This is a genomic window from Lactonifactor longoviformis, from assembly GCF_042848515.1.
Classification (GTDB): domain Bacteria; phylum Bacillota; class Clostridia; order Lachnospirales; family Lachnospiraceae; genus Lactonifactor; species Lactonifactor longoviformis.
Map to the genome: position 1 here is coordinate 2,814,411 of NZ_AP031453.1, position 23,805 is coordinate 2,838,215.

Here is a 23,805-nt window from a genome sequence, read left to right on the forward strand (position 1 = left end):
TGGAAAATAAAGGAGCTTTTCATGGACGATGGGAGTAGCAGCCCTTTATGGGCCTGCATAATTTTTGTTTTATTTATCATTATTAACGGTATTTTATATGGATTTGGAGCCGCCATACAGAGGGTGAGTGAAAGCGAACTGGAGAAAAAGGCGGATGACGGGGATACAAAGGCAGGATATCTGCTGAAGATGCTGGAGAATCCCACGGGATTTGTCAACACGCTCCAGATAATTGCAACACTTTTCAGTATTCTGGCAGGATATCTGGGCGTGCGCGGCTTTACCCCATATCTCATCCGTCTTTTCAGAGGGTATGCACTGGACCAATACATATCAGTTTCCGTTTTATCAGTGATTTCTGTTATACTTGTAATTCTGGTTATCCTGATTTTATTGTTGGGTATTGGAATCCTTTCCTTTAAAAAAATCTTCAGTTATCATCCTGAGAAGTATGCTTACCGCTATGTCGGTTTTGTACGGCTGGCCATGAGGCTTTGCCGTCCGTTTACCTTTGTCATAACAAAATTATCCAATCTGGTGGTCCGGATCTTCGGCATTGATCCCAATAAAGTCTCTGACGACCTTACGGAAGAAGAGATTATTTCCATTGTGGGCGAGGCACACGAGCAGGGGGTCATAGAAGAAGGCGAAGCAGAGATGATCCAGAATATTATGGAATTCAGCGATACCGAGGCAAAGGATATTATGACTCACCGGAAGAATATTAACAGCCTGGATGAGGAATTGACATTGGATGAAGCGATCGGCGTTATGCTGGAAAAAAGCAATTCCAGATATCCGGTGTATTCCGGAGATATTGATAATATTCAGGGGATTCTTCATCTGAAGGATGCCATGAAGCAGCTGACCTATCACCATAATGGGAATGAGCAGCTGAAAGAGATTTCCCATCTCATTCGTCCCGCTGTATTTATTCCCGAAACAAGAAATATTAATCTGCTCTTTAAGCATATGCAGGCTAAAAAGGTGCATATGGTAATCGTTGTGGATGAATATGGACAAACCTCCGGCTTGGTAGCCATGGAGGATATTCTGGAAGAAATTGTGGGAAATATACTCGATGAATACGATGAAGACGATAATTTCATACAGACGCAGCATGATAATACTCTGATCATGGATGGCCTTACACCTTTGGAACAGGTCGGGGAAGTGCTGGGAATAGATTTTGAGGAAGAAGAGTATGAAACACTAAATGGCTATTTAACTTCTATTCTGGGACATATTCCCAATATAGAAGAGGACAGAGAGGTACAGGGAAAAGGGTATTCCTTCGAAATCCTGTCCGTATTAAATAATACGGTTCAAAAAGTCCGTGTAAAAAAATTACAAGAAGAAAAAGAAGGAGAAGAAGCATGTCAGGACATTCAAAATTTGCAAACATAAAGCATAAGAAAGAAAAGAACGATGCCAAGAAAGGAAAAATCTTTACGGTTATCGGGAGAGAAATCGTGGTAGCGGTAAAAGAGGGAGGGCCGGATCCGGCCAATAACAGTAAGCTCAGAGATGTTATCGCGAAAGCCAAAGCCAATAACATGCCCAACGATACCATTGACAGGGGTATCAAAAAAGCAGCCGGAGATTCCAATGCCGATAATTACGAGTATATTACATACGAGGGATACGGTCCGAATGGAATTGCTATTATCGTAGATACTCTGACAGACAATAAAAACCGCACAGCGGGAAATGTGAGGAGTGCGTTTACCAAGGGAAACGGAAGCATCGGCACTCCCGGCTGTGTGTCTTTTATGTTTGATAAAAAGGGACAGATCATCATCGACAAAGAGGAATGTGAGATGGACGCGGATGATCTGATGATGGCAGCCCTTGACGCCGGCGCGGAAGACTTCCAGGAGGAAGATGACAGCTATGAGATCCTCACAGATCCGGATTCATTTACGGCGGTCAGAGAAGCTCTTGAGGCTATGAACATTCCCATGATTGAAGCAGAGGTCACGATGATTCCACAGACCTATGTAGAACTTACAGATGAGGAAGCTGTTAAAAATCTGCAGAAGACGCTGGACCTTCTGGAGGACGATGATGATGTACAGTATGTATATCACAATTGGGATGAGTAAAGAACTGCTGTAATATAATTAAGAGAAAAAGCGGGGAAAGTTTTCCGGTACATTTTCGGAACGCTTTCCCGTATTTTTTGTCCTCCTTTCACACATACTATCTGCAAAAAAGGAGGCAGCTATGAATAATAATACAGATGCAAATAAACAGAAAGAATTAGACAAAACCGCGGCACAGAATGAGCAGATTCAGGAATTCGGCCAGGTAATTCTCAACGAGAATAACGAAGATCACAGAATCCATCTTCTTTCAATTATCGGGGAGATTGAGGGACATGAATCCCTGTCCAATAACAGCAAAACCACGAAGTATGAACATGTACTTCCCAGGCTTGCTATGGTCGAGGACAATCAGGATATTGACGGTCTTCTTATCCTTTTGAATACAGTAGGGGGGGATGTGGAGGCAGGTCTTGCCATCGCGGAAATGATTGCATCCCTAAGCAAACCCACCGTATCTCTTGTTCTGGGCGGGGGACATTCTATAGGGGTGCCTATGGCCGTATCCGCAGACTATTCCTTTATCGTGCCAAGTGCTACTATGGTCATACATCCGGTTCGGACTAACGGTATGTTTATCGGCGTGATGCAATCTTATAAGAACATGGAAAAGATACAGGACAGAATCACCGGATTTATCTCTGCCCACTCAAACATGAAGCAGGAGAGAATAGAAACCCTGATGCTGGACACTACCCAGTTGGTGAAAGATGTGGGAACAATGCTGGAGGGGACAGAAGCAGTCAGGGAAGGTCTCATTGATGAAGTGGGCGGCATCAGCCAGGCACTGAAAAAGCTCTATCAGCTGATTGAGGAATCCAAACAGCAGTAACTTTTCCTCAGGCCGGGAGCGGGGTGGAATTATCTGGAAACTCCCCCGGTCTGAGACTGTTTACACGAATTACTAATTGTGCAAAACCGGAAATTATGCTATAATATCGGATTGAGCACAGTTGCTTAAATACAAAAGAAAAGGAATTGTACAATGACGATACTAGAAGCCCTGCTCATGGGAGTAATACAGGGTGTCGCGGAATTTTTGCCCATCAGCAGTTCCGGACATCTGGCTATATTTGAAAATATATTAAAGATCAATACCGAAACTGGAATCTTATATGACGTAATGCTCCATGTAGGAACGCTGATCGCAATCTTGGTTGCGTTTCGCAAAGACATTGCCCGTCTGATTCTGGAATTCTGCAGAATTGTCTATGACATTATTCAGAATGCCAAGACAATGGTACATAACAAAAAAGAAGGAGACGCCAGACGGTATAAAAAAATCATCTCCAACAATTACCGGAAAATGATTCTTTTGATTCTCGTTTCCACTATCCCCACGGGTGTCATAGGCCTGCTTATGAAAGAAGTTGTAACAGCGGCTGCCGCAACGCTTCTGGCTCCGGGAATCGGCCTTATGGTGACAGGCGTTCTTTTGCTTGTAGTAGATTATTTTAAAGCCGGACAGAAAATTCCCAAGGATGTGAGCTACTGGCACGCACTGGCGATAGGCGCTTGTCAGGGTCTGGCAACATTCCCCGGGGTATCCCGTTCAGGTACCACGATTGTAGCCTGCCTTCTCTGTGGGTTTAACCGCAAGTTTGCCGTAAAATATTCTTTTTTGATGTCTATTCCGGCTGTTCTCGGAGCGGCAATTCTGGAATTTAAAGATATCCCGGGCCTGGATATTGGCTGGGAGATGATGCTGACTTATATCGGAGGTACAGTAATTGCGGGTATCGTAGGGTATATCTGTATCAAAACCATGCTTGTTATGGTGCAGAAGAAAAAGTTCCGGTATTTTTCTATCTATTGCTTTTTCATGGGTATTGTGGCGATCGTATGTCATTTTGCTTTGTAATTGCGTAAAACAATAAGGGAGGGGAGCCCGAATGGCCACAGCGAAAAAGAGAACAACAAAAAAGAAGACTGCCGGCAGGAAAACTGCTTCTGAGAACTTGCTTTATGGAGAAATATTCCTGCTGGTAATCCTTGCTCTGTCAATCATCCTGCTCATCAGTAATTTTGGAATTGGAGGCGTGGTTGGCAATGGGATCAGTGCCTTTTTCTTTGGGATCTTTGGTCTCATGTCTTATATATTTCCAATTTATTTGTTTCTGGCAATTGCTTTTTTCATATCCAACAGACAGAACAAGCTGGCGCGCAGGAAGCTGATAGGCAGCATCCTGTTTTTCCTGGCAGCCTGCGGTTTAATGCAGTTGTTCACAGAGGGGTATCTAAAAGGTACAACAATTTTAGAATATTATGAAACCTCGTCAAAATATAAAACCGGGGGAGGAGTGTTAGGGGGACTGCTTTGCAATATAAGCAGTATGGCGTTCGGGATTGCAGGCGCTTATGTAATCCTTATCATAGCCCTCATCATCTCATTGATTCTAATCACACAGCGTTCCTTTTTTTCCTTTTTGAAAAAAGGGGGAAGCCGGGTATACCAGACAGCCCAAAGCGAGCGGAAGACCAGAAAAGCCCAGAGAACGGCTGCGGCATCCAGAGAGGAACAGGGGGATGGCAGGCGTTCCCGCAGGGCGAAAGATACTTTGGTGGATGCTAATCTGGCACCTGCTGGGGCTCCAGAAGAACAGCCGGTTAAAGAAAAGCCGGCCAGACGGAAAAGAAAATCAGCCGGAACCTCAGTTGATATGGCGGAGTCAGTCCATGTTCCGGAACCCTCCGGGGAAGAGTCCCGTGAGGAAACCTTTGAGATCCACCGCTCCGATCCCCCGGTAGAAGCAGCTTCGGAGGAGCCGTCCAAAGAAAATACAGTCTCCAGGAATCCGCGTTCTACCAAGGAAGAAATCGAGAGCGGCATCAGCAATATTAAGGACGAGATTGCAACGCATACTGCAGCTGAGACCCACGCCTATGAGTTTCCCCCGGTTACTCTTCTGAAAAAAGGCAGCCGGGGAGCGGGAGGCGACTCGGATTTACATCTGAGAGAAACGGCCAGAAAGCTTGAGGATACTTTAAAAAGTTTTGGGGTTGAAGTTACGGTTACCAATGTCAGCTGCGGGCCAACCGTTACCAGATATGAACTTCAGCCGGAACAGGGGGTAAAGGTCAGCAAGATTGTGGGACTGACAGACGACATTAAGCTGAACCTCGCAGCCACAGATATTCGAATAGAGGCACCTATTCCCGGAAAAGCTGCCGTGGGAATTGAAATACCCAATGAAAAGAACAGTGTAGTTATGCTCAGGGATCTGATAGACACAGACGCCTTCAGAAAGGCGGAATCAAAACTAACCTTTGCCGCAGGCAAGGATATCGCGGGCCAGCCTGTAATTACAGATATTGCCAAGATGCCGCACCTCCTCATTGCGGGAGCCACAGGATCCGGCAAATCGGTCTGCATTAATACACTGATTATGAGTATTCTCTATAAAGCAGATCCGGAAGAGGTGAAGCTGATTATGATAGACCCCAAAGTGGTGGAATTGAGTGTATACAATGGAATTCCCCATCTGTTTATCCCTGTTGTTACGGATCCGAAGAAGGCAGCGGGTGCTCTGAACTGGGCGGTTGCCGAGATGACGGAACGCTACAACAAATTTGCGGAATATAATGTCAGGGACTTAAAGGGCTACAATAAAAAAGTGGCTGCTATCAAGGACATTGAGGATGAAACTAAGCCGAAGCCTCTCCCTCAGATTATTATTATTGTGGACGAGCTTGCGGATCTGATGATGGTTGCTCCGGGCGAGGTGGAGGATGCTATCTGCCGTCTGGCTCAGCTTGCCAGGGCGGCCGGTATCCATCTGATTATAGCGACTCAGCGCCCTTCTGTGAATGTAATAACCGGTCTTATTAAGGCAAATATGCCTTCCCGGATTGCCTTTTCAGTCTCCTCCGGCGTGGATTCCAGGACGATATTGGATATGAATGGAGCGGAAAAGCTGCTGGGAAAAGGAGATATGCTTTTTTATCCCCAGGGATATCAAAAGCCGGCCAGAGTACAGGGGGCTTTTGTCTCAGACCCGGAAGTGGGAGAGGTTGTCCGCTTTTTATCGGAGCAGAACCATGGAATTCAATATAATGCGGAAATCGAAGAAAAAATCAACCAGGCACAGACCGCCTCTTCTGCAGGGGCCTCTGAGGGGGGCAGGGATCTGGACGATTATTTTATAGACGCAGGCAAATTTATTATAGAAAAAGATAAGGCTTCTATCGGTATGCTCCAGCGCATGTTTAAAATCGGTTTCAACCGCGCTGCAAGAATTATGGGACAGCTGTGCGACGCCGGAGTAGTTGGCGAAGAGGAAGGCACCAAACCCAGAAAAGTGCTGATGAGCATGGAAGAATTTGAACGATACATTGAAGAGTGCTTGTAAAAGGATCATTGCAAATAAAAGAAATGAGGTATTAAACTATGAAATGCTCAAAGTGCGGAGCGAATATGCAGGATGGCACCCTGTATTGTCCTGTCTGCGGACAGGAAGTACAATGGGTTCCCGATTATTCAACACTTGAAACTCTGATGCAGCAGCATCAGATTAAAAAAAGCATTCCAGACCCCGAAGAGATAAGAAGAAAACAGGAACAGGAAGAGGCCCGAAGAAAAGCAGAGGAAAAAAAGAAGAAAGTACATACTACTGTTCTGGGATTTGTTATCTGTGTACTGCTCCTGGCATTGATTGCTTTTATCATTAACAGAAAGAACTATAATTCCTTTGATTATCAGCTGGCCCAGGCAGAATCCGAGCTTTCTAACAAGAACTTTGATAAAGCTTTAACATATGCAGACAGGGCTCTTTCTCTGAATCCTGACAGTGTGGAGGCAAATCTTCTGCTGGCGGAAATCTTTACTGCTCAGGGTGATACCGGCACAGCGCTTCCCATCCTGGAATCAGCTGTGAAAAATCATCCCACCAGTGTCAACGCCTACGGACAGCTTCTGCGGCTCTATGAGGCATTGGATAAAACGGAAGAAATCAAGGCACTCATGGATAACTGCACGGAGGAAAAGATTCTGGAGAAATACGCGTCTTATGTCTGTGAGGTACCAAAATTCAGCGATGAATCCGGTACCTACAAAAAGAAATTAAAGCTGAATCTCTATCCCTCGGAGGATTCAGATACCATCTATTACACAACAGACGGAAGTATCCCGGATAAGACCAGCAGACCGTACAGCGGCAGTATTGAACTCCCTGAGGGCAGTACGGTATTAAATGTAATTGCCTACAATGAGAAAGGGATTCCCAGCGAAATCGTCACACAGAATTATACCATTACGCTGGTGGGACCTGGGACACCTGAGATTACACCTACTTCAGGGGAATTTGAGATCACAGATACTATTAAAGTGACAGTACCAGAAGGCTGTACTGCCTACTATGCTTTTAATGAAACTCCTACAACCTCCAGCAAAAGATACCGGGGACCTGTATCTATGCAGGAGGGGGAAAATATTTTTTCGGTAATTTTAGTGGATGAGGATGGTAAAGTGAGCAATGTAGCCAGCGAAACCTACGTAGTTTACTAGATTGGTAAAAAAATAACGTTGATATTTTGGGCATTTTGCCTTATACTAGACAGTGATACACGTTATTTATGTAATAATGAATACATATTTTTTAGGAGGGAACTATGTACAAGATACTACACGCAGAAAACCTTGCAGGGAATATTTTTCTCATGCAGGTTGAGGCTCCGAGAATTGCTAAGCACTGTGAGCCCGGACAGTTTCTGATTGTTAGAATTGATGAAGTGGGAGAGAGAATTCCTCTGACTATCTGCGACTACGACAAAGAAGCTGGCACTATTACAATCGTATTTCAGCCGGTGGGCGCATCAACTGAAAGAATGTCTCATTTGAAAACAGGCGACTCTTTTATCGATGTAGTTGGTCCGCTGGGACAGCCTTCAGAATTTATCCATGAAGATATTGAAGAACTGAAGAAGAAAAAAATGCTGTTTGTTGCAGGAGGCGTTGGCACCGCACCGGTGTATCCCCAGGTCAAATGGCTTCATGAACATGGCGTAGACGTAGATGTCATTGTGGGCGCCAAGACAAAAGATTTGGTAATCCTTGAAAAAGAAATGGAAGCAGTGGCAGGAAACTTATACGTGACGACAGATGACGGTTCCTACGGACGTCACGGTATGGTTACAAAGGTGATTGAGGATCTCACCGCAGAAGGAAAACAGTATGATGTCTGTGTAGCTATCGGTCCTATGATTATGATGAAATTCTGCTGTTTAACCACTAAAAAATTAAATATCCCTACAATTGTCAGCATGAACCCTATTATGGTAGATGGTACCGGTATGTGCGGCGCCTGTCGTGTTGTTGTTGGAGATGAGATTAAGTTTGCATGTGTAGACGGACCTGAATTCGACGGCCATCTCATTGACTGGGCACAGGCAATGAAGAGACAGGCGATGTACAAAACAGAAGAGGGCCGTGCTTTATTAAAGCTTCGCGAGGGGGATACCCATCACGGCGGATGCGGACATTGTGGAGGTGATAAATAATGGCTGACAAATTAACAAAAGTACCCGTAAGAGAACAAGATCCCCAGGTCAGGGCAACGAATTTTGAAGAAGTATGCCTGGGTTATAATAAAGAGGAAGCCATGGAAGAAGCTTCCCGCTGCATTAACTGTAAAAATGCTAAATGTATATCCGGATGTCCGGTTTCCATTGACATTCCCGGATTCATCAAAGAAGTAAAAGAGGGCAATTTTGCTGAGGCTTATAAGGTAATCGGCAAATCCAGTTCTCTTCCGGCAGTCTGCGGACGTGTATGTCCTCAGGAAAGCCAGTGTGAAGGTGTCTGTATCCGCGGAGTAAAGGGCGAACCGGTTTCCATCGGAAAATTGGAGCGTTTTGTGGCTGACTGGGCCAAAGAGAATGGCGTAAAGCCAGAGCCGCCCATGCCTTCCAACGGACATAAAGTTGCTGTCATCGGTTCCGGTCCTGCAGGTCTTACCTGTGCAGGAGACCTGGCTAAATTAGGCTACGATGTAACCATTTTCGAGGCCCTTCACCAGCCGGGCGGTGTTTTGGTATACGGAATTCCTGAATTCCGTCTTCCAAAAGACAAGGTAGTGGCAGTAGAAGTGGAAAATGTAAAATCTTTAGGAGTAAAGATTGAAACCGATGTAGTAATCGGAAAATCAACGACCATAGATGAATTGCTGCAGAACGAAGGCTTTGAAGCTGTATTTATCGGTTCCGGTGCCGGACTTCCCATGTTCATGGGCATCCCAGGAGAAATCTCCAGCGGAGTATTTTCCGCCAACGAATATCTGACAAGAAGCAATCTGATGAAAGCGTTTAGGGATGACTATGACACCCCCATCAAAACAGGCAAAAAAGTAGCAGTGATCGGCGGCGGCAACGTAGCCATGGATGCTGCCAGAACAGCGAAAAGACTGGGAGCAGAAGTACATATTGTATACCGCAGAAGTGAAGCAGAGCTTCCTGCCAGAGTAGAAGAAGTGCACCATGCAAAAGAGGAGGGCATTATCATGGATCTCCTCACCAATCCTTTAGAAATCTTTGCAGATGAAGACGGCTGGGTAAAAGGAATGAAATGTATCCGCATGGAGCTGGGAGAACCGGATGCTTCCGGCAGAAGACGTCCCGTAGAAATCCCTGGATCTGAATTCGAAATGGAAGTAGACACTGTAATCATGTCCTTAGGTACCTCACCTAACCCGTTGATCTCATCCACCACCATCGGTCTGGATGTAAACAAAAGGAAATGTATCATAGCAGACGAGGAGTATGGCCAGACCTCCAAAGAAGGCGTATTTGCCGGCGGAGATGCTGTAACCGGAGCTGCAACCGTAATCCTGGCAATGGGAGCCGGAAAAGCAGGCGCCAAAGGAATCCACGAGTTCCTTTCAAAAAAATAAATAAAAAAGGGGACGTGTTCTTTCTAAAAAGAACATGTCCCAAATTCGTTATGGCCTGTCCCAAATTCAAACTGGCCTGTCCCCAAAGGAGTTATTATGAAAATTACTGTCGTATGTGTTGGTAAAATAAAGGAAAAGTATCTGACGGCGGGTATTGATGAATATTCGAAACGACTAAGCCGCTACTGCCGTCTGGAGATCCTTCAGGTGGCGGATGAAAAAACCCCGGACAGAGCGAGTGAGGCTCTGGAGGCTCAAATTAGAACAGTAGAGGGGGAGAGAATACTAAAGTGTCTCAGGGATGACTCCTATGTCATCGCTCTGGCCATCGACGGAGATATGCCTGATTCGGTGGCTTTGTCTCAAAAGCTGGAAAAACTTGGGGTGCAGGGATGCAGCCACATTACTTTTATTATCGGCGGTTCTCTTGGACTGAGTGATGCTGTGTTAAAACGAGCAGATGAAAAACTTAGTTTCTCCAGTCTGACCTTTCCACACCAGCTTATGCGTATGATTTTGCTGGAACAGATTTACCGGAGTTTTCGGATCATGAATCACGAACCATATCATAAATAGCGTGCCTAAGTGCGAACGGAGGAATAGGATGAGCAAGATTGACTTTCACACCAGATATAGATCTGCAACCGCCGTCCCTTTTACTGAGGATAAAACATATGTCAACATTGCGCCTTCTCCTTTATTACAGCCATATATCCGCTGCTTTTGGGGCTCCGCATGCAGCTTCAACCCTAACGAGTCCTCCATCTATGGCCATATTCTGATTATTCCTGATACATGTTTTGACTTGATGCTTATTAAAAATCATTCAACAGGACGGATAAGGCATATTTTTTTAGGCTTAAACAATCGCCCCGGCCTTGACAGCTGGGATGAGCAGGAGAAAGAGATTTCTATTTTCGCGGTACGGTTTCCGATGTGGGCTATGAATTGCATTAGCAGGTTTCCCATGGCAGGAACTTTAAATCAAGCGCTGCCCCCAGGGGATATGTTCCCGTCTATAGAGGAGCTGTGTGAAAAAATATTTGAGGAGCCTTCGTTTTGCGGGCGAATGCTGATTGCCGAAGCATACATCAAAAACCTGATGCGGCTGGCCGACATTTCGCCTCCTTTTTTTAATGGTGTGGATTATATTTTGAGGCAGAGAGGAACTGGTACCTTAAAACAGCTGTCTCGGCACCTCTGCTACAGCGAACGCCAGGTACAGAGGATTTTTCTGGACACAGTGGGTACAACTCCCAAGCAGTTAATGAATCTGGTCCGTTATCAGTCAGTCTGGCAGGAGATGGTTTCCTCCCGAAATATTGACTATATGAATATTGTCTGCCGATACGGATATACGGATCAATCCCACTTTATCGCAGACTTTAAAAAATTCCATTCTGTAACTCCCAGGGAAGCTGTGCAGATAATGCTGGAGTAATCTGGAAGATTTATGTCGTTTATTTCCTATAAATCAAGCCTAAATTTATGGTAAACTGGAAAAAAATCAAGGAGGACAACAGCATGAAGTATATGAGCACTGTGATTGCCGTGCATGATATAAATGCGTCCAGAAAATTTTATGAGGATTTATTTGGACTGCAGGTAGATCAGGATTACGGCAAGAATATTTCATTTACCTGCGGATTATCTTTGCAGGAGGAATTTGACTGGCTGGTACAGCTGCCAAAAGACAGAATAATACAAAGACCCAATAACATAGAACTTTGTTTTGAAGAGGAACAATTCGATTGTTTTCTGAAACGGTTAGAGCAATATTCTAATCTGGAGTATGTGAGTGATGTGATAGAGTGCGGCTGGGGACAGCGTGTCGTGAGATTCTATGATTTAGACGGACATATGATTGAAGTTGGGGAATGTATGAAAATGGTAGTAACCCGTTTTCTTGATTCAGGCTTGACCATGGAAGAAACTTCTGTTCGAATGGATGTCTCAATAGAAGATTTGTGTAAGCTTTTGAATGAATAGGCAGAGTGTGCGAGAGGAATAACAAGGATTTGATACTTGTTATTCCTTTTTTAATGTTCCGGGAACCAAATTATAGTAGTGTTAATGGACTAGAAAGTGGAATACGGAGGCTGCGGTTAAAAAGCACAAAGATATAGTAAATCAAAATATATATGTTGACAATACATATTATACGGAATATAATATACATATAAAAAGCATATAGGAAAGGAGAGTATTATGATTTTTCCATTAAATGCACCAATGTTCGATCTGCTTGTGCTGGCTGTTGTGGCAAAAGAAGATGCTTATGGTTACCAAATCAGTCAGATTATAAAAACTGTCTCGAATACTAAGGACTCCACATTGTACCCTGTTCTGCGCAGACTGCAGGAAAACCGCTGTCTGACTGTCTATGATGAGCAGCATCAGGGACGCAACCGCAAATACTACCAAATCACGGAAGAAGGCAAGTCTCAGTATCAAGTCCTTTTGAGAGAGTGGGAACTGTATAAAAGTGAGATTGATAAAATTGTTGAAGGAGGAGAAGAGTGTGAATAAAGAAGAATATATGAGGCAGATGCGGCATAATCTGCGCAGACTTCCAAAAGAAGACTTCGACAAAGCTATAGAATATTTTGAGGAATATTTTGCAGAAGCCGGACCTGAACAGGAGGGTCAGGCCATTGAAGATCTGGGAAGCCCTGATACTGCTGCCGATGAAATTATCCGTTCGCTGGCAGTCCAAAATGCCATGGAATCACAGAAAAGTGTGAAACGGGGGGTTTCTGCAGTTTGGGTGGGCATCTTAGCTGTTTTCGCCGCACCAATCGGCCTTCCACTGGCTTTTGCGGCAGGGGTTCTTGCCTTATCCTTTGTACTGGTAATTTTCTGTATCCTGTTTGCACTGATTGTCACAGCGGTTGCCTTGGCGTTATCTGCGATACCTCTGTTGGGCGGCAGTTTGTGGCTGCTTTTTACATCACCAATTAACGGACTGGCAAGCACCGGTTTGAGTCTGATTGCCATTGGAATCGGATTCTGGGTGGTAAAAGGATGCTTATGGCTGAGCAGGCGATTTTTAAATGGAATGACAGGATTATTTGGAAAGATAGCAAGGAAGGGGAAAAAACATGAAAGTGAAAAATAAAGTATATCTGGCTTCGTTTATCTGTATTGGCGCCGGTGCAGTCTTACTTATACTTGGATTACTGCTGGGAGGGCGCCCGGGATTCTATATTGACAAATCCGGAATCCACACAGCAAATGAAAGTGGAGCCGACTCACCTTATATTCAGGAAAAAATGAAATTAGATGAATTCTCAACCATAGACATCACCATACAATATGCAGATCTGGAGATTATTCCCTCTGACGGTTATTATATCGAGTACCGCCTTGACGGCAGTGAACCAAAGCCTGCGCTGGAGGTGAAGAACCAGAAGCTAAGTTTTAAAGAAAGAACAGCCGGTGGATTCATTGGTTTTAACTTTTTCTCCATAGGAGATATCGATGCCGCTCTTTCGCATTATTATGTGACATTATATGTACCCGCAGAAAAATATTTTACGAAGATTAGATTAGAAAATAATGACGGGGACATCCGGGCAGAACAATTGAAAGCAGAAACCATGGAGATTACAAATGATTACGGGCAGGTGGATCTGGGAAATGTTCAGGGGGAGAAGCTTAAAATCAATATGGATGACGGAACTTTGAAAATAAAATCTCTGGACGCCGCTGCTGCAATACTTTATAATGAATATGGAAAGTGCGAACTGGGTAAAGTGAAAAGTCAGAGGCTGGAAGCAGAACTGGACGACGGAGACTTCTCCGCAGACAGATGCAGTGCAAAGGCTATACGGATTGACAACGAGTACGGCAACGTAAGACTGGGCCTTCTGGGAAAAACAGAGACTTATGAATTCGAACTGGAAACAGAGTATGGAAACATAGAACTCCCGGGATACCCTGAAATGTCTGTTGGTGGTAACGATGAAAAACGTATCAGAACAAACAACAGCGCAAAGAATAAAATTGTGGTTAATTGCGATGACGGTGATATTATGATTACCCAGGCTGAGTAGCGCGAAACAATACTGTTCGGTAGTGCATAGAGGTTTTGTATGAGCAAAAGGGATAACAGGTCAAAGAGCCTGTTATCCCTTTTGCTGTTTTCTGGTTGATTTGACAAAAGCAGAAGGGTTTGGGGGATAATTATTGACATGTGGCGGTACTGACTCTATAGTGGATTTATAAAGTTGTAAATATACGTAAGATCTTAAAAGGAGGATAACATGGATACATATTATGGAAGTATTTTTAATGAGGTGTTTGGGCCCATTATGGTAGGTACGTCAAGTTCGCATACTGCAGGTCCGTACCGAATTGGGGCTACTGCCCGCATGCTGCTGAGAGGGAATATACGGCAGGCGAGAATTTCATTTGACCCCAACAGTTCGTATGCCGCCTATTATAAATTACAGTGGTCAGACAGAGGATTTACAGCCGGACTGCTGGGAATTGAAATAGACAGCGAGGACATGACAGATGCACTGGAGATTGCCCGTGAGAGAGGGGTAGAGATTCAGTTTGTGAAAGAGCCGAAAGAGAATAAACAGCCGAATTATGCCTATTTGGAATTGACAGGAGAAAATGGAGACAAGATGACTCTGGGCACCACATCCATTGGCGGGGGAGCCATTGAGATTGTAGAGATTGACCAATGTCCCATCTGTATAAAAGGTGACTTTAACACACTTTTTCTCTATCTGGAAAAAGATGCGCAGAATAATGAGATTGAGAAACAGGCGGCGGAAATTATTGAGGATGAATGCAGAATAAAAGAGAGCACGGGAGAGGACAGAAGAATTCTTTATCTGGAGACCAGAGCAGAGCTGGGTGAGGAGAAGCTGCATGCATTTTCCAGGCTGGAAGGTGTTGCCTGTGTACGGTATGCCGAACATGTACTTCCCGTTTTGTCCCGTTTCCAGTATGACAATATACCCTTTAAAACAGCGGCGGAAGCGCTGGAATATGGGAAGGCACATAACATTGACAGTGCCGGCGAGCTGGGAATCGCTTATGAGATGGCCCGCAGCGGTTATACCCGTGAAAAGGTTATGGATATTATGAAAAATATTGTCAGAGTCATGAGGGAATCTGTAAAGAGAGGAATAGAAACCATTACGGATGAAAAGGTGGGCGGACTTTATCCCATACAAGCTGCACATATGTATCGGAAGATCCAAGAGAAGAAGATTAAGATGGCAGACATTGGGGTGTTAAATGACATTGTATGCGTGGCAGTCGGAGTTCTGGAATCGGTGGAAGTAGAGCGCCCCGGTGCGGTTGTGGCATCCCCCACGGTTGGCTCGGTGGGAATTCTTCCGGCGGCAGTTGTCTATCTGGGAGACCATATGAAACTGAGTGAAGAGGAAATAGCGAAAGCAATGTTTGCTGCCGGAAGCGTTGGTATCTTTGTTGCCCATCAGGCTACTTTCGGAGGGGAGGTAGCAGGATGTCAGGCGGAGTGCGGTTCAGCAAGTGCTATGGCTTCCGCGGGTGTGGTAGAATTGATGGGAGGAAGCGCCAGCCAGGCATACATGGCGGCGACTGTAACGCTGCAGAACATATTAGGTCTAATCTGTGACGCCGTATCAGTTGGATATGAGCCCTGCAATGCCCGGAATGCTATGGCCGTATCCAATGCGGTTTCTACAGCCAATCTGGTTTTATGTGGTTTTTCTGTACAGATTCCGCTGGATGAGACCATAGAAACAATGAACCGCGTGGGTGGACAACTCCCTGTGTGTCTGAAAGGAACGTACGGAGGACTCTGCTGTACTCCCACAGGACAAAAAATTGCGGATTTTTGTGAGAATCGGTAAATGTAGTCAAAATGCTGGCTTTTATACCCGGCCAAGGGAAGTAATGTACAGGGGCTGCGGCACTAAATTAGTGCGGCAGCCCCTGTTTGGGAAGAGAGAAAATAAAATATTTATAGTTTACTGTGTCAAAACTAGTGAAATTGATGCCGTTATCTTGTATAATGAATTGTAAAAACAATGTTAAATCCATGTAAATAAAATGATCCCCACTTTTTTGGAATCTATGCTATTGAGTATTGGGCGGTAATGCCGGGAAGTGATTTCAGAGAACGGGAATAGGAGAACTCATATGAATCAGGCAATGAAGAGCAGATGCGAATTATTTGTACAGAACAGAAATGAAATCAGGAGCCGTTTCAGCTGGGAGAACAGCTACATGTACCCCCTGTCCGCAAGTATTTTTACCGGCAGAAACATGTCCGTCAATATTGAGCGGATGGAGGAATGCAAAAAGCTGTTAAAACAGGAGACAGGACCCTTCTCAAATTTTCGGGGTATGTCCAGGTTAGCGATTATATCTCTGCTGGCGGCAGATGCGAGCCCTGAGAGGAGGCTTAAAAACTCCTTGAGTGCTTACGGGGAGTTAAAAAATGAGTTTTATTCCTCCGCATATCTGCCTGTCACAGCGATTATTACGGCTGATATGGTCCAGCCGGAGGAATATAGTGAGGTGGCCCGGCGTACCCGGCGCATCTATGACCTTATGAAAAAAGAACATCCTCTATTGACTTCCGGGGAGGACAGCAGTATGGCGGTACTGCTTGCCCTGTCAAATAAGGATGAAAGACTGGCTGTAGAGGAAATGGAAGAATGTTACAAAGTACTTAAGGAACATTTCTTCTCCGGAAATGCCGTTCAGTCCCTCAGTCATGTACTGACTCTTGGAGAGGGGAGTCCCGGGGGAAAATGCCGCAAATCTATAGAGCTTTTTGAAAAACTCAAATCAGCTGGCTGCAAATACGGAACAGGGTATGAGCTGCCTACTCTGGGAGTACTGGCGCTTTTGGATGCCGGAACAGAGCTGGTAGCTTCAGAGGTTGCGGAAGTGAACGATTATCTGAAGACCCAGAAAGGATTTGGGGCTTTTGGCATTGGAGCGAAGCAGCGTGTGATGTATGCCGGAATGCTGGTTGCAGATGAATATACCACAGAGGAACCTAAAGCTTTGAATACAGCAGCAATAAGCGGAACCATTTCCATGGTTGCTGCTCAGGAAGCGGCGCTGTTAGCTGCTATTGCGGCGAGCACTGCGGCGGCATCCGCTTCATCCGGCGCAAGTGATTAGGTCATGAGGACGATGCCTGACAGAATAAATTATAAAGGCTGTCAGAAAGGCGTTATTCAGACAGGAGGTTAGTTATGAAAACGAAAACGAAAACAGCAGTCTGTCTGCTGATACTTGCATTGCTGTCAGGCAGTCTGCTGCCGCCTGTCTGTACATCAGCCGCTTCCCGGAAGGAGGAAGTCAGAGAATTTGCCAATTTAGTGGTTTTTGTACAGTTTGAACCCCTCACAGCAAAGAATTTTGTAAAAGATAAAGGCGAAGAAATATTTAAACTGTGGGAGGATCCAGGATACGGAACCTCTCTCTCCAGTTACCTTACAGAGATTTCTTACGGACAATTTCAGGTACATAATATTTTTCCCCAGTATGACGGCGTCTCTTTTACCCCTTATGTGGTTCCGCCGGAGTCAGCTTCTGATGAATATTCTCTGGTCGATTATGTGATAGATCAGATCCAGACATCCGAGACTCTGGATTATGATGGGGACGGAACGGTGGACAATCTGGTTATAGTGGCAGATAAGCCCTTTTCCGATGATCGGGGGAGCCCTTTTTATTCCCACAAGGCTAATTACGACGGCAGCGGGACCATCGGAGGAAAGGAAGTCTTTTCTTACAATATGCTGAACGGATACAGTGTATTTGAAGACAGCATAAGCAGGGAGGGCGTTATCTGCCACGAATTTCTGCACTCCATAGGATTTCCCGACTTATACAGAGACGGTGCGGCAGATGACAGCCCAGTAGGGACCTGGGATCTTATGGCAAGCTCTTCCATATATCTTCAGTACCCACTTGCTTACCTGCGCCAGTCTGTTGCCGGATGGACGCAAATAGATACCATTACAGAATCTGCAAAGGGATTGACTTTGGATACCCAGACGAATGCAGAAGGAACTCATGCATATATTCTGAAATCCCCTCTTTCCTCCAACGAATTTTTTGTAGTAGAATACAGGAAAAAGCCGGTTTATGATTTCAGCAGCAAGCCTTTGGATATTAAGATTCCGGGAAGCGGGCTGATTATCTACCGCATAAATACCAAGGTTGCAGGTCTGACGAATTATGCTTCCAGGGAAGATGGTGTCTACATTTTTCGGCCGGGGGTGACGGATGAACAGAATTGTTCCAAAGATCTCAGTCAGTCTTTCCTGTCTGCGGCTCCGGAGATAAACCGCACGTCCTTTGGATCTGCGGATTTTACAAGAACCATTGCAGACAATACGCCGGAAGAAAGTATAATAAGCTTTTCGGATGGAAGCAATTCAGGAATTGTAATAAAAAATGTGAGTGCCGGAGGGGGAGAGAACATTACCTTTGACGTTGAATTCGGGGACCTGGGGGACCTGGAACTGTGGGACACCTGCGGCCTGGATACAGATTTCGCTTTCACCTCCCAGTTCTCTGCCGCTATTCATTCCTCCAATGATATCTATGCTGTTCACGACGATGGAGAAACTGTGTATCTGTCCCATTGGAATAATAGCAGCTGGAGCAAAGTCGCTCCCGGGCTTCCGGCGGCGGCCGCCGGAAGCGAACGGCTGTTATTTTACAGGGATATCCCCTGCATATTGTATACCAGCCAGAGGGACGGGAGCAGCACCCTTTTTGCTGCTATGTTCGTAAATGGCAGTTGGGAGACCATACCATTAGCGTCTAACGTATATAACAGAGACTACCAGGCCGCTGCCGCCGGAGACAGTCTATACATCTCCTATACGGATACTCTGGAGGCAACCCCGGATCTGAAGCTTATAAGATTTCAGCCGGACAGCAGAGAGGTTACCTCTGTAAGTCTGGGGGAGAGATATAATCCATCCATACAAGCGGAGGGTGACACTGCATATCTGGCGGCCCGCTCTTTTCCGGACAACCAGATTTCTGTATATAAAATAGCAGGTGATGCATCTATAGAAGAACTGCCGGCTCCAGAAGCTGTATCCAGTATCTTTGCGGTCTCTCCGGGGGAGGAAGAATCGGTTTACCTCTGTGCGGCTATTGACGGCGACGACGGACAGACACTTCAGGCATACCGGTTTTCTGAAGGAAACTGGTCTGCGGCAGGTGATTTTGCAATGACAGCACGTGGAATCGCCTGTGATTTGACGGTGGCCGGAGGGATTCCGTATGCGGCAGTTATGCAGGCTTCCTCTGGTGAGAGCTACAAAGTCTCGGTGTATCGGTATAAGGATGCGGTATGGGAACCCTTTGGAGGCGCGGTGGATCGTTCAGTAGATACCGCCTCTTATCCTGAGGTTGCTCTTCATACAGATAATGAATATATCTATATAGCATATACCAATTATCCCGGTGCTTTTTTGAAAACAAAGAAACTGGAGGAGCCTTCCGGCACAGACACACCGGATCCCACGGAGAATCCAGTGGTGAGGATTACCTGTATTCCTCCGGCCAAAAGGCAATATGAGACAGGGGAACAGCTGGATACATCAGGGATGGCAGTACAGGCAGTTTTGGCTGATAATACAGTCATAGGCCTGAATGATTCCCAGTATGGAATTTCAGGCTTCGACTCTTCCCGCACAGGCAGTCAAACCATAAAAGTTTCTTACAGTGAAAATATATACTGTTATTTTACTGTGAGTATTTCTGAAAAAACCGTGGTTCCGCCTCCTGAAAGAAAAGAAGGATGGGTACAAAACAGTGAGGGATGGAGGTATGTGTATGCCGACGGCACGTATCCCATTTCCCGCTGGGTGCTGATTGAAAACAGATGGTATTATTTTAATAATCACGGCTACAGGCAAACCGGGTGGCTGAGGCTCGGAAACACCTGGTATTATCTGAAGGAGAGCGGAGCAATGGCCACGGGCTGGCTGAGGCTCGGAAACACCTGGTATTATCTGAAGGAGAGCGGAGCAATGGCCACGGGCTGGCTGAAGCTTGGGAACACCTGGTATTATCTGAAGGAGAGCGGAGCGATGGCCACGGGCTGGCTGAAGCTTGGGAACACCTGGTATTACCTGAAGGGAAGCGGAGCGATGGCCACGGGCTGGCTGAAGCTTGGGAACACCTGGTATTACCTGAAGGGAAGCGGAGCGATGGCCACGGGCTGGCTGAAGCTGGGAAGTACCTGGTATTACCTGAAAGGAAGCGGAGCGATGGCTGCCGGTTGGTTACAGATCGGAAAAAGCCGTTATTATTTTAATGCCGGAGGTGCCTGGATTCCAAGGTGAACCTCCGGCTGTATGCCGGCCGTACTTCACAGCCGCTGTTCCGGATTATAATACCTGGTCAGGAGCTGTGAAATGCGGCAATTCTTGTTAAAACTAAGGAGAAAATGATGGAATTACTTTTGACGTTATTAGGCGGACTTGGTCTGTTTTTATTTGGTATGAATTTTATGAGCCAGGGGCTGCAGAAGGCAGCCGGGGCAAAACTAAGGAATATACTGGAGGCCATGACCAAGAATAAAATGATAGCGGTTTTTTTTGGCGCACTTTTTACTGCAATTATCCAGTCCTCAGGAGCAACTACGGTTATGGTTGTCAGCTTTGTCAACGCCGGAATCATGTCGCTTGCTCAGTCTGTGGGAATCATCTTTGGCGCAAATATCGGTACAACTATCACTTCTCAGCTGGTTGCTTTTAATCTCACAGGGGTTGCCCCATTTATCTTGTTTGTAGGCGCCGTATTTATGATGTTCGGCAGAAAACCCATGGTAAAAAAAATAGGGGAAGTTATTCTGGGATTCGGGGCACTGTTTATGGGGATCAGTATGATGAAGGATGCTATGGCAGGACTTAGACAGTATCAGACGGTACTGCAGGTCCTTGGCAGCCTTGATAATCCGCTGCTTGGGATTCTGCTTGGCACTGTTCTGACTGTGATTGTGCAGAGCTCTTCTGTAACGGTAAGTATTCTGCTGCTGATGGCAAGCCAGGGACTAGTGGGACTCCCAGTATGTTTTTATGTAATTTTAGGCTGTAATATCGGCTCCTGTACGCCGGCGGTCCTGGCCTGTCTGGAAGCGAAAAAAGATGCCCAGAGGGCGGCTCTCATTCATGTATTATTTAATGTCTTCGGCATGATTATTATCGGGGGGCTGCTTGTCTTTGGCATGCAGTATTTTGAACCCTTTATTCTGAAAATTTCGGGCTCCGATGTGGGAAGGTGTGTGGCAAATGCAGATACCTTTTATAAGACCTTTCAGACACTTTTGTTTTTGCCTCTCTCCACGCAGTTTGTGAAGCTGACAAAACGGCTGATTCCTGGTGAGGATAAGGAGAGTGAAGGGTACCAGCTCCTTTATATTGGAAAGCAGAACATCTTTTCCCCGTCTACTGCCGTGGTAGAGACAACACAGGAAATTGAGCGGATGGCCGCCCTTACCAAGGGGAATCTGAGCCTATCCATGGAAGCTTTCTTTGATGGGAATGAGGACAAGATAAGCCAGGTGTATGAGACAGAAAAACAGATAGACTTTTTAAGCCGGGAAATTACGGATTATCTGGTGCGCATCAATCAGCTTCAGCTGCCGGTGGCAGATGCTGAGCGGATCGGAGGATTGTTTCATGTGGTCAGCGATATTGAACGGATTGGCGACCATGCGGAAAATATTGCAGATGCGGCGGTAAAATGCAGAGAAGACGGCATTACATTTACCGAGAAGGGGGAGAAGGAAATTCTGGTAATGCACGGGAAGGCCATGGAGATTCTGGAAAAGTCTATGGAAATGTTTACTTCTTTGGATCCCAGGAATCTTCCCGATATTCTGGAGCTTGAGGACAGCATTGATCATATGGAGCGGGAGCTGCAGGAGAACCATGTAAGGCGGATGGCGAAGGGAACCTGTTCTCCCATGGCGGGTATTATTTTCACGGATCTGGTGACCGGCCTGGAGCGTGTGGCCGATCATGCAACGAATATTGCTTTTTCTATCCTGGAAAAAGACCCGGAGGAAGAGAAGCAGTACATATAAGGTGACAGGATTAACGGGACCGGTTCATCACTTCGCATACGGCATCTGCTGCTTTTGCAGCCCCTCCTGCCCGGGAGAAGCTGTCTGCCAGTTTTTGGGCACAGACTTTGAACCGGTCATTGCCAAGCACTTCCCGGACAGCGCTTTTCAGATCTTCAGAACGGGAGTGTTTCAGAAGAATGCCGGCCCCGGCAGCGGCAGCCTGGGCTGCCACAAGGCGCTGTTCCTCCTGCTGCGGGAAGAGCACCATAGGGACTCCGTAGTACAGACTCTCGTTTACGCTGTTCATGCCGCAGTGGGTAATAAAGACATCGGTATTCTGCAGAACCCGGATCTGATCTACGCTCCGAAAAATATGGAAGTGTTCCGGAACCTGGTAAAAAGAGGAGATATCTGTTTTTTCGCCCACAGACATCACTATGTCCAGATTTTCTTTGCGAAACGCCTCAATACAGTTTTGATAGAATCGCCGGTTCCTGTTATTCACGGTACCTAAGGAGATATAGACACGCTGTCGTGTTCTGCTGTCGGGAGGGACGGAGATATGGTCAATGGAAGGTCCCACAAAGGCATACCGTTGGGAAAAGAGTTCTGCCATGGGCTGGAATTCTTTTGAGGTATAGACAATGGTGTCTGTATGGTTGTCGTTCTGTATGATGGAGATAAAATTCTCAATGGGGAATCCATTCCGGCGCAGCTGGGAGATTTTCCGGTTGATCCGGGGCATTCCGGTCAGCAGGCGCAGGGTTTCCGGCAGAGTTCCCTTCATCAGTTTGGCTGTATGTTCATTGAAGGCAAAGGTTGTGGTAGAGCACACCCAGGGAACGGCAAGCTTCCTGGCAAACAATTTTCCCCAGAAACACAGGGAATCAGTTACAATACAGTCAGGAGCTATATGGGTGAGCTCCCGGCAGACTTGTTCATTCAGAGCTATAGTAGTGTCGGCGACCATCTCGATAAGGGCAGCAAAATCTTTTCCGATCTTTTTTTCGTCGGAGGACTTCAGCTCGGGCAAAGCATGATCACAGGGGATAAAATGGGCTCCTGTATCCTCAATTTTTTCCCGGAAAGGTGCAAAAGAATAATACCATACCTCGTGTCCCCGTTTTACCAGCCCCCGCACAACTGCTATGGTGGGGTTGGTATGTCCGTAAGCTGGAATACAAAAATATACTACTTTTCCCATCTATGTTTCCTCCTCTGTGATATCGCTGCACGCAACCCCCATCCTGCCCACGAATTTCATCAGCTCTCTCTGATGGACAATGCCCAGTCCCCGCTCTTCATCGCCCAGTATTAAGAGTTGATCTTCCGGGTGGATATGAAAGATTTCTCTGGCTTTTTTGGGTATTACGATTTGGCCTCTCTCCCCCACTGTGACAGCTCCGAAAAAATATTTTCCTTTCATGGGAATCACAAGGCCGGAGTCTTCTTCCGAATGGTGAACGAGGTTATCAATTGTGACTCCGAATATTTCCGCCAGTTTTGCACAGCTTATCATATCAGGCATAGATTCCCCCGATTCCCATTTGGCCACTGACTGTCTGGAGACGGAGAGCATTTCCGCAACCTCCTCCTGGGTATATTGATGCAGTTTTCTTAATCTATTTAGATTGGTTCCAATCATATTTTTCATATTTATCATGCCTTTCATTTTTCCTACATTGTAGTTCTTTTTTGAATTAATGTCTATCAACGAATGATAACATTGATGTTATTTCCAGTTGACTCTCTC

At 45.8% G+C, this 23,805-nt stretch carries 20 protein-coding genes; 18 read left to right on the forward strand and 2 right to left on the reverse strand.

Annotated elements, in window-relative coordinates; translation table 11 throughout:
• Positions 1 to 21: 21 nt before the first annotated feature.
• The 18 genes from ACGHCT_RS12955 (at position 22) to ACGHCT_RS13040 (ending at position 22,070) form a co-directional block, all read left to right on the forward strand.
• Entirely contained in the window at positions 22 to 1,407 is a 1,386-nt protein-coding gene (locus ACGHCT_RS12955) for a hemolysin family protein (RefSeq protein ID WP_390436200.1), read from the forward strand.
• On the forward strand, positions 1,377 to 2,105 hold the full coding sequence (locus tag ACGHCT_RS12960; protein ID WP_154259709.1) for a YebC/PmpR family DNA-binding transcriptional regulator: 729 nt from the start codon (positions 1,377 to 1,379) through the stop codon (positions 2,103 to 2,105). Before ACGHCT_RS12955 ends, ACGHCT_RS12960 begins: the two co-directional genes overlap by 31 nt.
• Before the next feature lie 121 nt (positions 2,106 to 2,226).
• On the forward strand, positions 2,227 to 2,937 hold the full coding sequence (locus ACGHCT_RS12965) for a ClpP family protease (RefSeq protein ID WP_154259711.1): 711 nt from the start codon (positions 2,227 to 2,229) through the stop codon (positions 2,935 to 2,937).
• A 153-nt stretch (positions 2,938 to 3,090) separates the two neighbouring features.
• Positions 3,091 to 3,966 (forward strand): undecaprenyl-diphosphate phosphatase, encoded by an 876-nt coding sequence (locus ACGHCT_RS12970; protein ID WP_154259713.1) that lies wholly within the window; start codon positions 3,091 to 3,093, stop codon positions 3,964 to 3,966.
• A 31-nt stretch (positions 3,967 to 3,997) separates the two neighbouring features.
• A complete protein-coding gene (locus ACGHCT_RS12975) occupies positions 3,998 to 6,454 on the forward strand; it encodes a DNA translocase FtsK 4TM domain-containing protein (protein ID WP_390436203.1) in 2,457 nt (818 codons plus the stop codon).
• A 38-nt stretch (positions 6,455 to 6,492) separates the two neighbouring features.
• Complete coding sequence (locus tag ACGHCT_RS12980; RefSeq protein WP_154259717.1) at positions 6,493 to 7,608, forward strand: chitobiase/beta-hexosaminidase C-terminal domain-containing protein; 1,116 nt, start codon at positions 6,493 to 6,495, stop codon at positions 7,606 to 7,608.
• A gap of 104 nt (positions 7,609 to 7,712) precedes the next feature.
• Positions 7,713 to 8,600 carry a sulfide/dihydroorotate dehydrogenase-like FAD/NAD-binding protein gene (locus ACGHCT_RS12985; protein WP_154259719.1) on the forward strand — a complete coding sequence of 296 codons (888 nt, stop codon included), beginning with the start codon at positions 7,713 to 7,715 and terminating at the stop codon, positions 8,598 to 8,600.
• The gene (gltA, locus tag ACGHCT_RS12990) at positions 8,600 to 9,988 is read left to right on the forward strand and encodes an NADPH-dependent glutamate synthase (protein ID WP_072852739.1); all 1,389 of its coding nucleotides are present in this window, start codon (positions 8,600 to 8,602) and stop codon (positions 9,986 to 9,988) included. The genes ACGHCT_RS12985 and gltA overlap by 1 nt, the downstream gene beginning before the upstream one ends.
• A 96-nt stretch (positions 9,989 to 10,084) precedes the next feature.
• On the forward strand, positions 10,085 to 10,564 hold the full coding sequence (rlmH, locus tag ACGHCT_RS12995) for a 23S rRNA (pseudouridine(1915)-N(3))-methyltransferase RlmH (protein WP_072852741.1): 480 nt from the start codon (positions 10,085 to 10,087) through the stop codon (positions 10,562 to 10,564).
• A 28-nt stretch (positions 10,565 to 10,592) separates the two neighbouring features.
• Entirely contained in the window at positions 10,593 to 11,429 is an 837-nt protein-coding gene (locus ACGHCT_RS13000) for a helix-turn-helix domain-containing protein (protein WP_390436206.1), read from the forward strand.
• 83 nt (positions 11,430 to 11,512) lie between these two features.
• Positions 11,513 to 11,977 (forward strand): VOC family protein, encoded by a 465-nt coding sequence (locus ACGHCT_RS13005; protein WP_390436208.1) that lies wholly within the window; start codon positions 11,513 to 11,515, stop codon positions 11,975 to 11,977.
• Positions 11,978 to 12,196: 219 nt separating this feature from the next.
• Positions 12,197 to 12,517 (forward strand): PadR family transcriptional regulator, encoded by a 321-nt coding sequence (locus ACGHCT_RS13010; RefSeq protein ID WP_154259729.1) that lies wholly within the window; start codon positions 12,197 to 12,199, stop codon positions 12,515 to 12,517.
• Entirely contained in the window at positions 12,510 to 13,106 is a 597-nt protein-coding gene (locus tag ACGHCT_RS13015; protein WP_226904434.1) for a DUF1700 domain-containing protein, read from the forward strand. The genes ACGHCT_RS13010 and ACGHCT_RS13015 overlap by 8 nt, the downstream gene beginning before the upstream one ends.
• Positions 13,090 to 14,043, forward strand: a complete 954-nt coding sequence (locus tag ACGHCT_RS13020; RefSeq protein WP_390436209.1) for a DUF4097 family beta strand repeat-containing protein — start codon at positions 13,090 to 13,092, stop codon at positions 14,041 to 14,043. The genes ACGHCT_RS13015 and ACGHCT_RS13020 overlap by 17 nt, the downstream gene beginning before the upstream one ends.
• A 210-nt stretch (positions 14,044 to 14,253) precedes the next feature.
• Entirely contained in the window at positions 14,254 to 15,846 is a 1,593-nt protein-coding gene (locus ACGHCT_RS13025) for an L-serine ammonia-lyase, iron-sulfur-dependent, subunit alpha (protein ID WP_154259733.1), read from the forward strand.
• Positions 15,847 to 16,135: 289 nt separating this feature from the next.
• Positions 16,136 to 17,131: a DUF4003 family protein gene (locus ACGHCT_RS13030; RefSeq protein ID WP_390436211.1), complete on the forward strand. Its 996-nt coding sequence runs from the start codon at positions 16,136 to 16,138 to the stop codon at positions 17,129 to 17,131.
• A 74-nt stretch (positions 17,132 to 17,205) separates the two neighbouring features.
• On the forward strand, positions 17,206 to 20,325 hold the full coding sequence (locus ACGHCT_RS13035; RefSeq protein WP_390436213.1) for a bacterial Ig-like domain-containing protein: 3,120 nt from the start codon (positions 17,206 to 17,208) through the stop codon (positions 20,323 to 20,325).
• A gap of 104 nt (positions 20,326 to 20,429) precedes the next feature.
• Positions 20,430 to 22,070, forward strand: a complete 1,641-nt coding sequence (locus tag ACGHCT_RS13040) for a Na/Pi cotransporter family protein (protein ID WP_347563362.1) — start codon at positions 20,430 to 20,432, stop codon at positions 22,068 to 22,070.
• Between the two features lie 10 nt (positions 22,071 to 22,080).
• On the opposite strand, the gene ACGHCT_RS13045 is transcribed toward ACGHCT_RS13040, so the two are convergent.
• Together ACGHCT_RS13045 and ACGHCT_RS13050 are read right to left on the reverse strand one after the other, a co-directional pair.
• Positions 22,081 to 23,256 carry a macrolide family glycosyltransferase gene (locus tag ACGHCT_RS13045; RefSeq protein ID WP_390436214.1) on the reverse strand — a complete coding sequence of 392 codons (1,176 nt, stop codon included), beginning with the start codon at positions 23,254 to 23,256 and terminating at the stop codon, positions 22,081 to 22,083.
• The gene (locus tag ACGHCT_RS13050) at positions 23,257 to 23,715 is read right to left on the reverse strand and encodes a helix-turn-helix domain-containing protein (RefSeq protein ID WP_369523676.1); all 459 of its coding nucleotides are present in this window, start codon (positions 23,713 to 23,715) and stop codon (positions 23,257 to 23,259) included.
• Positions 23,716 to 23,805 lie beyond the last annotated feature (90 nt).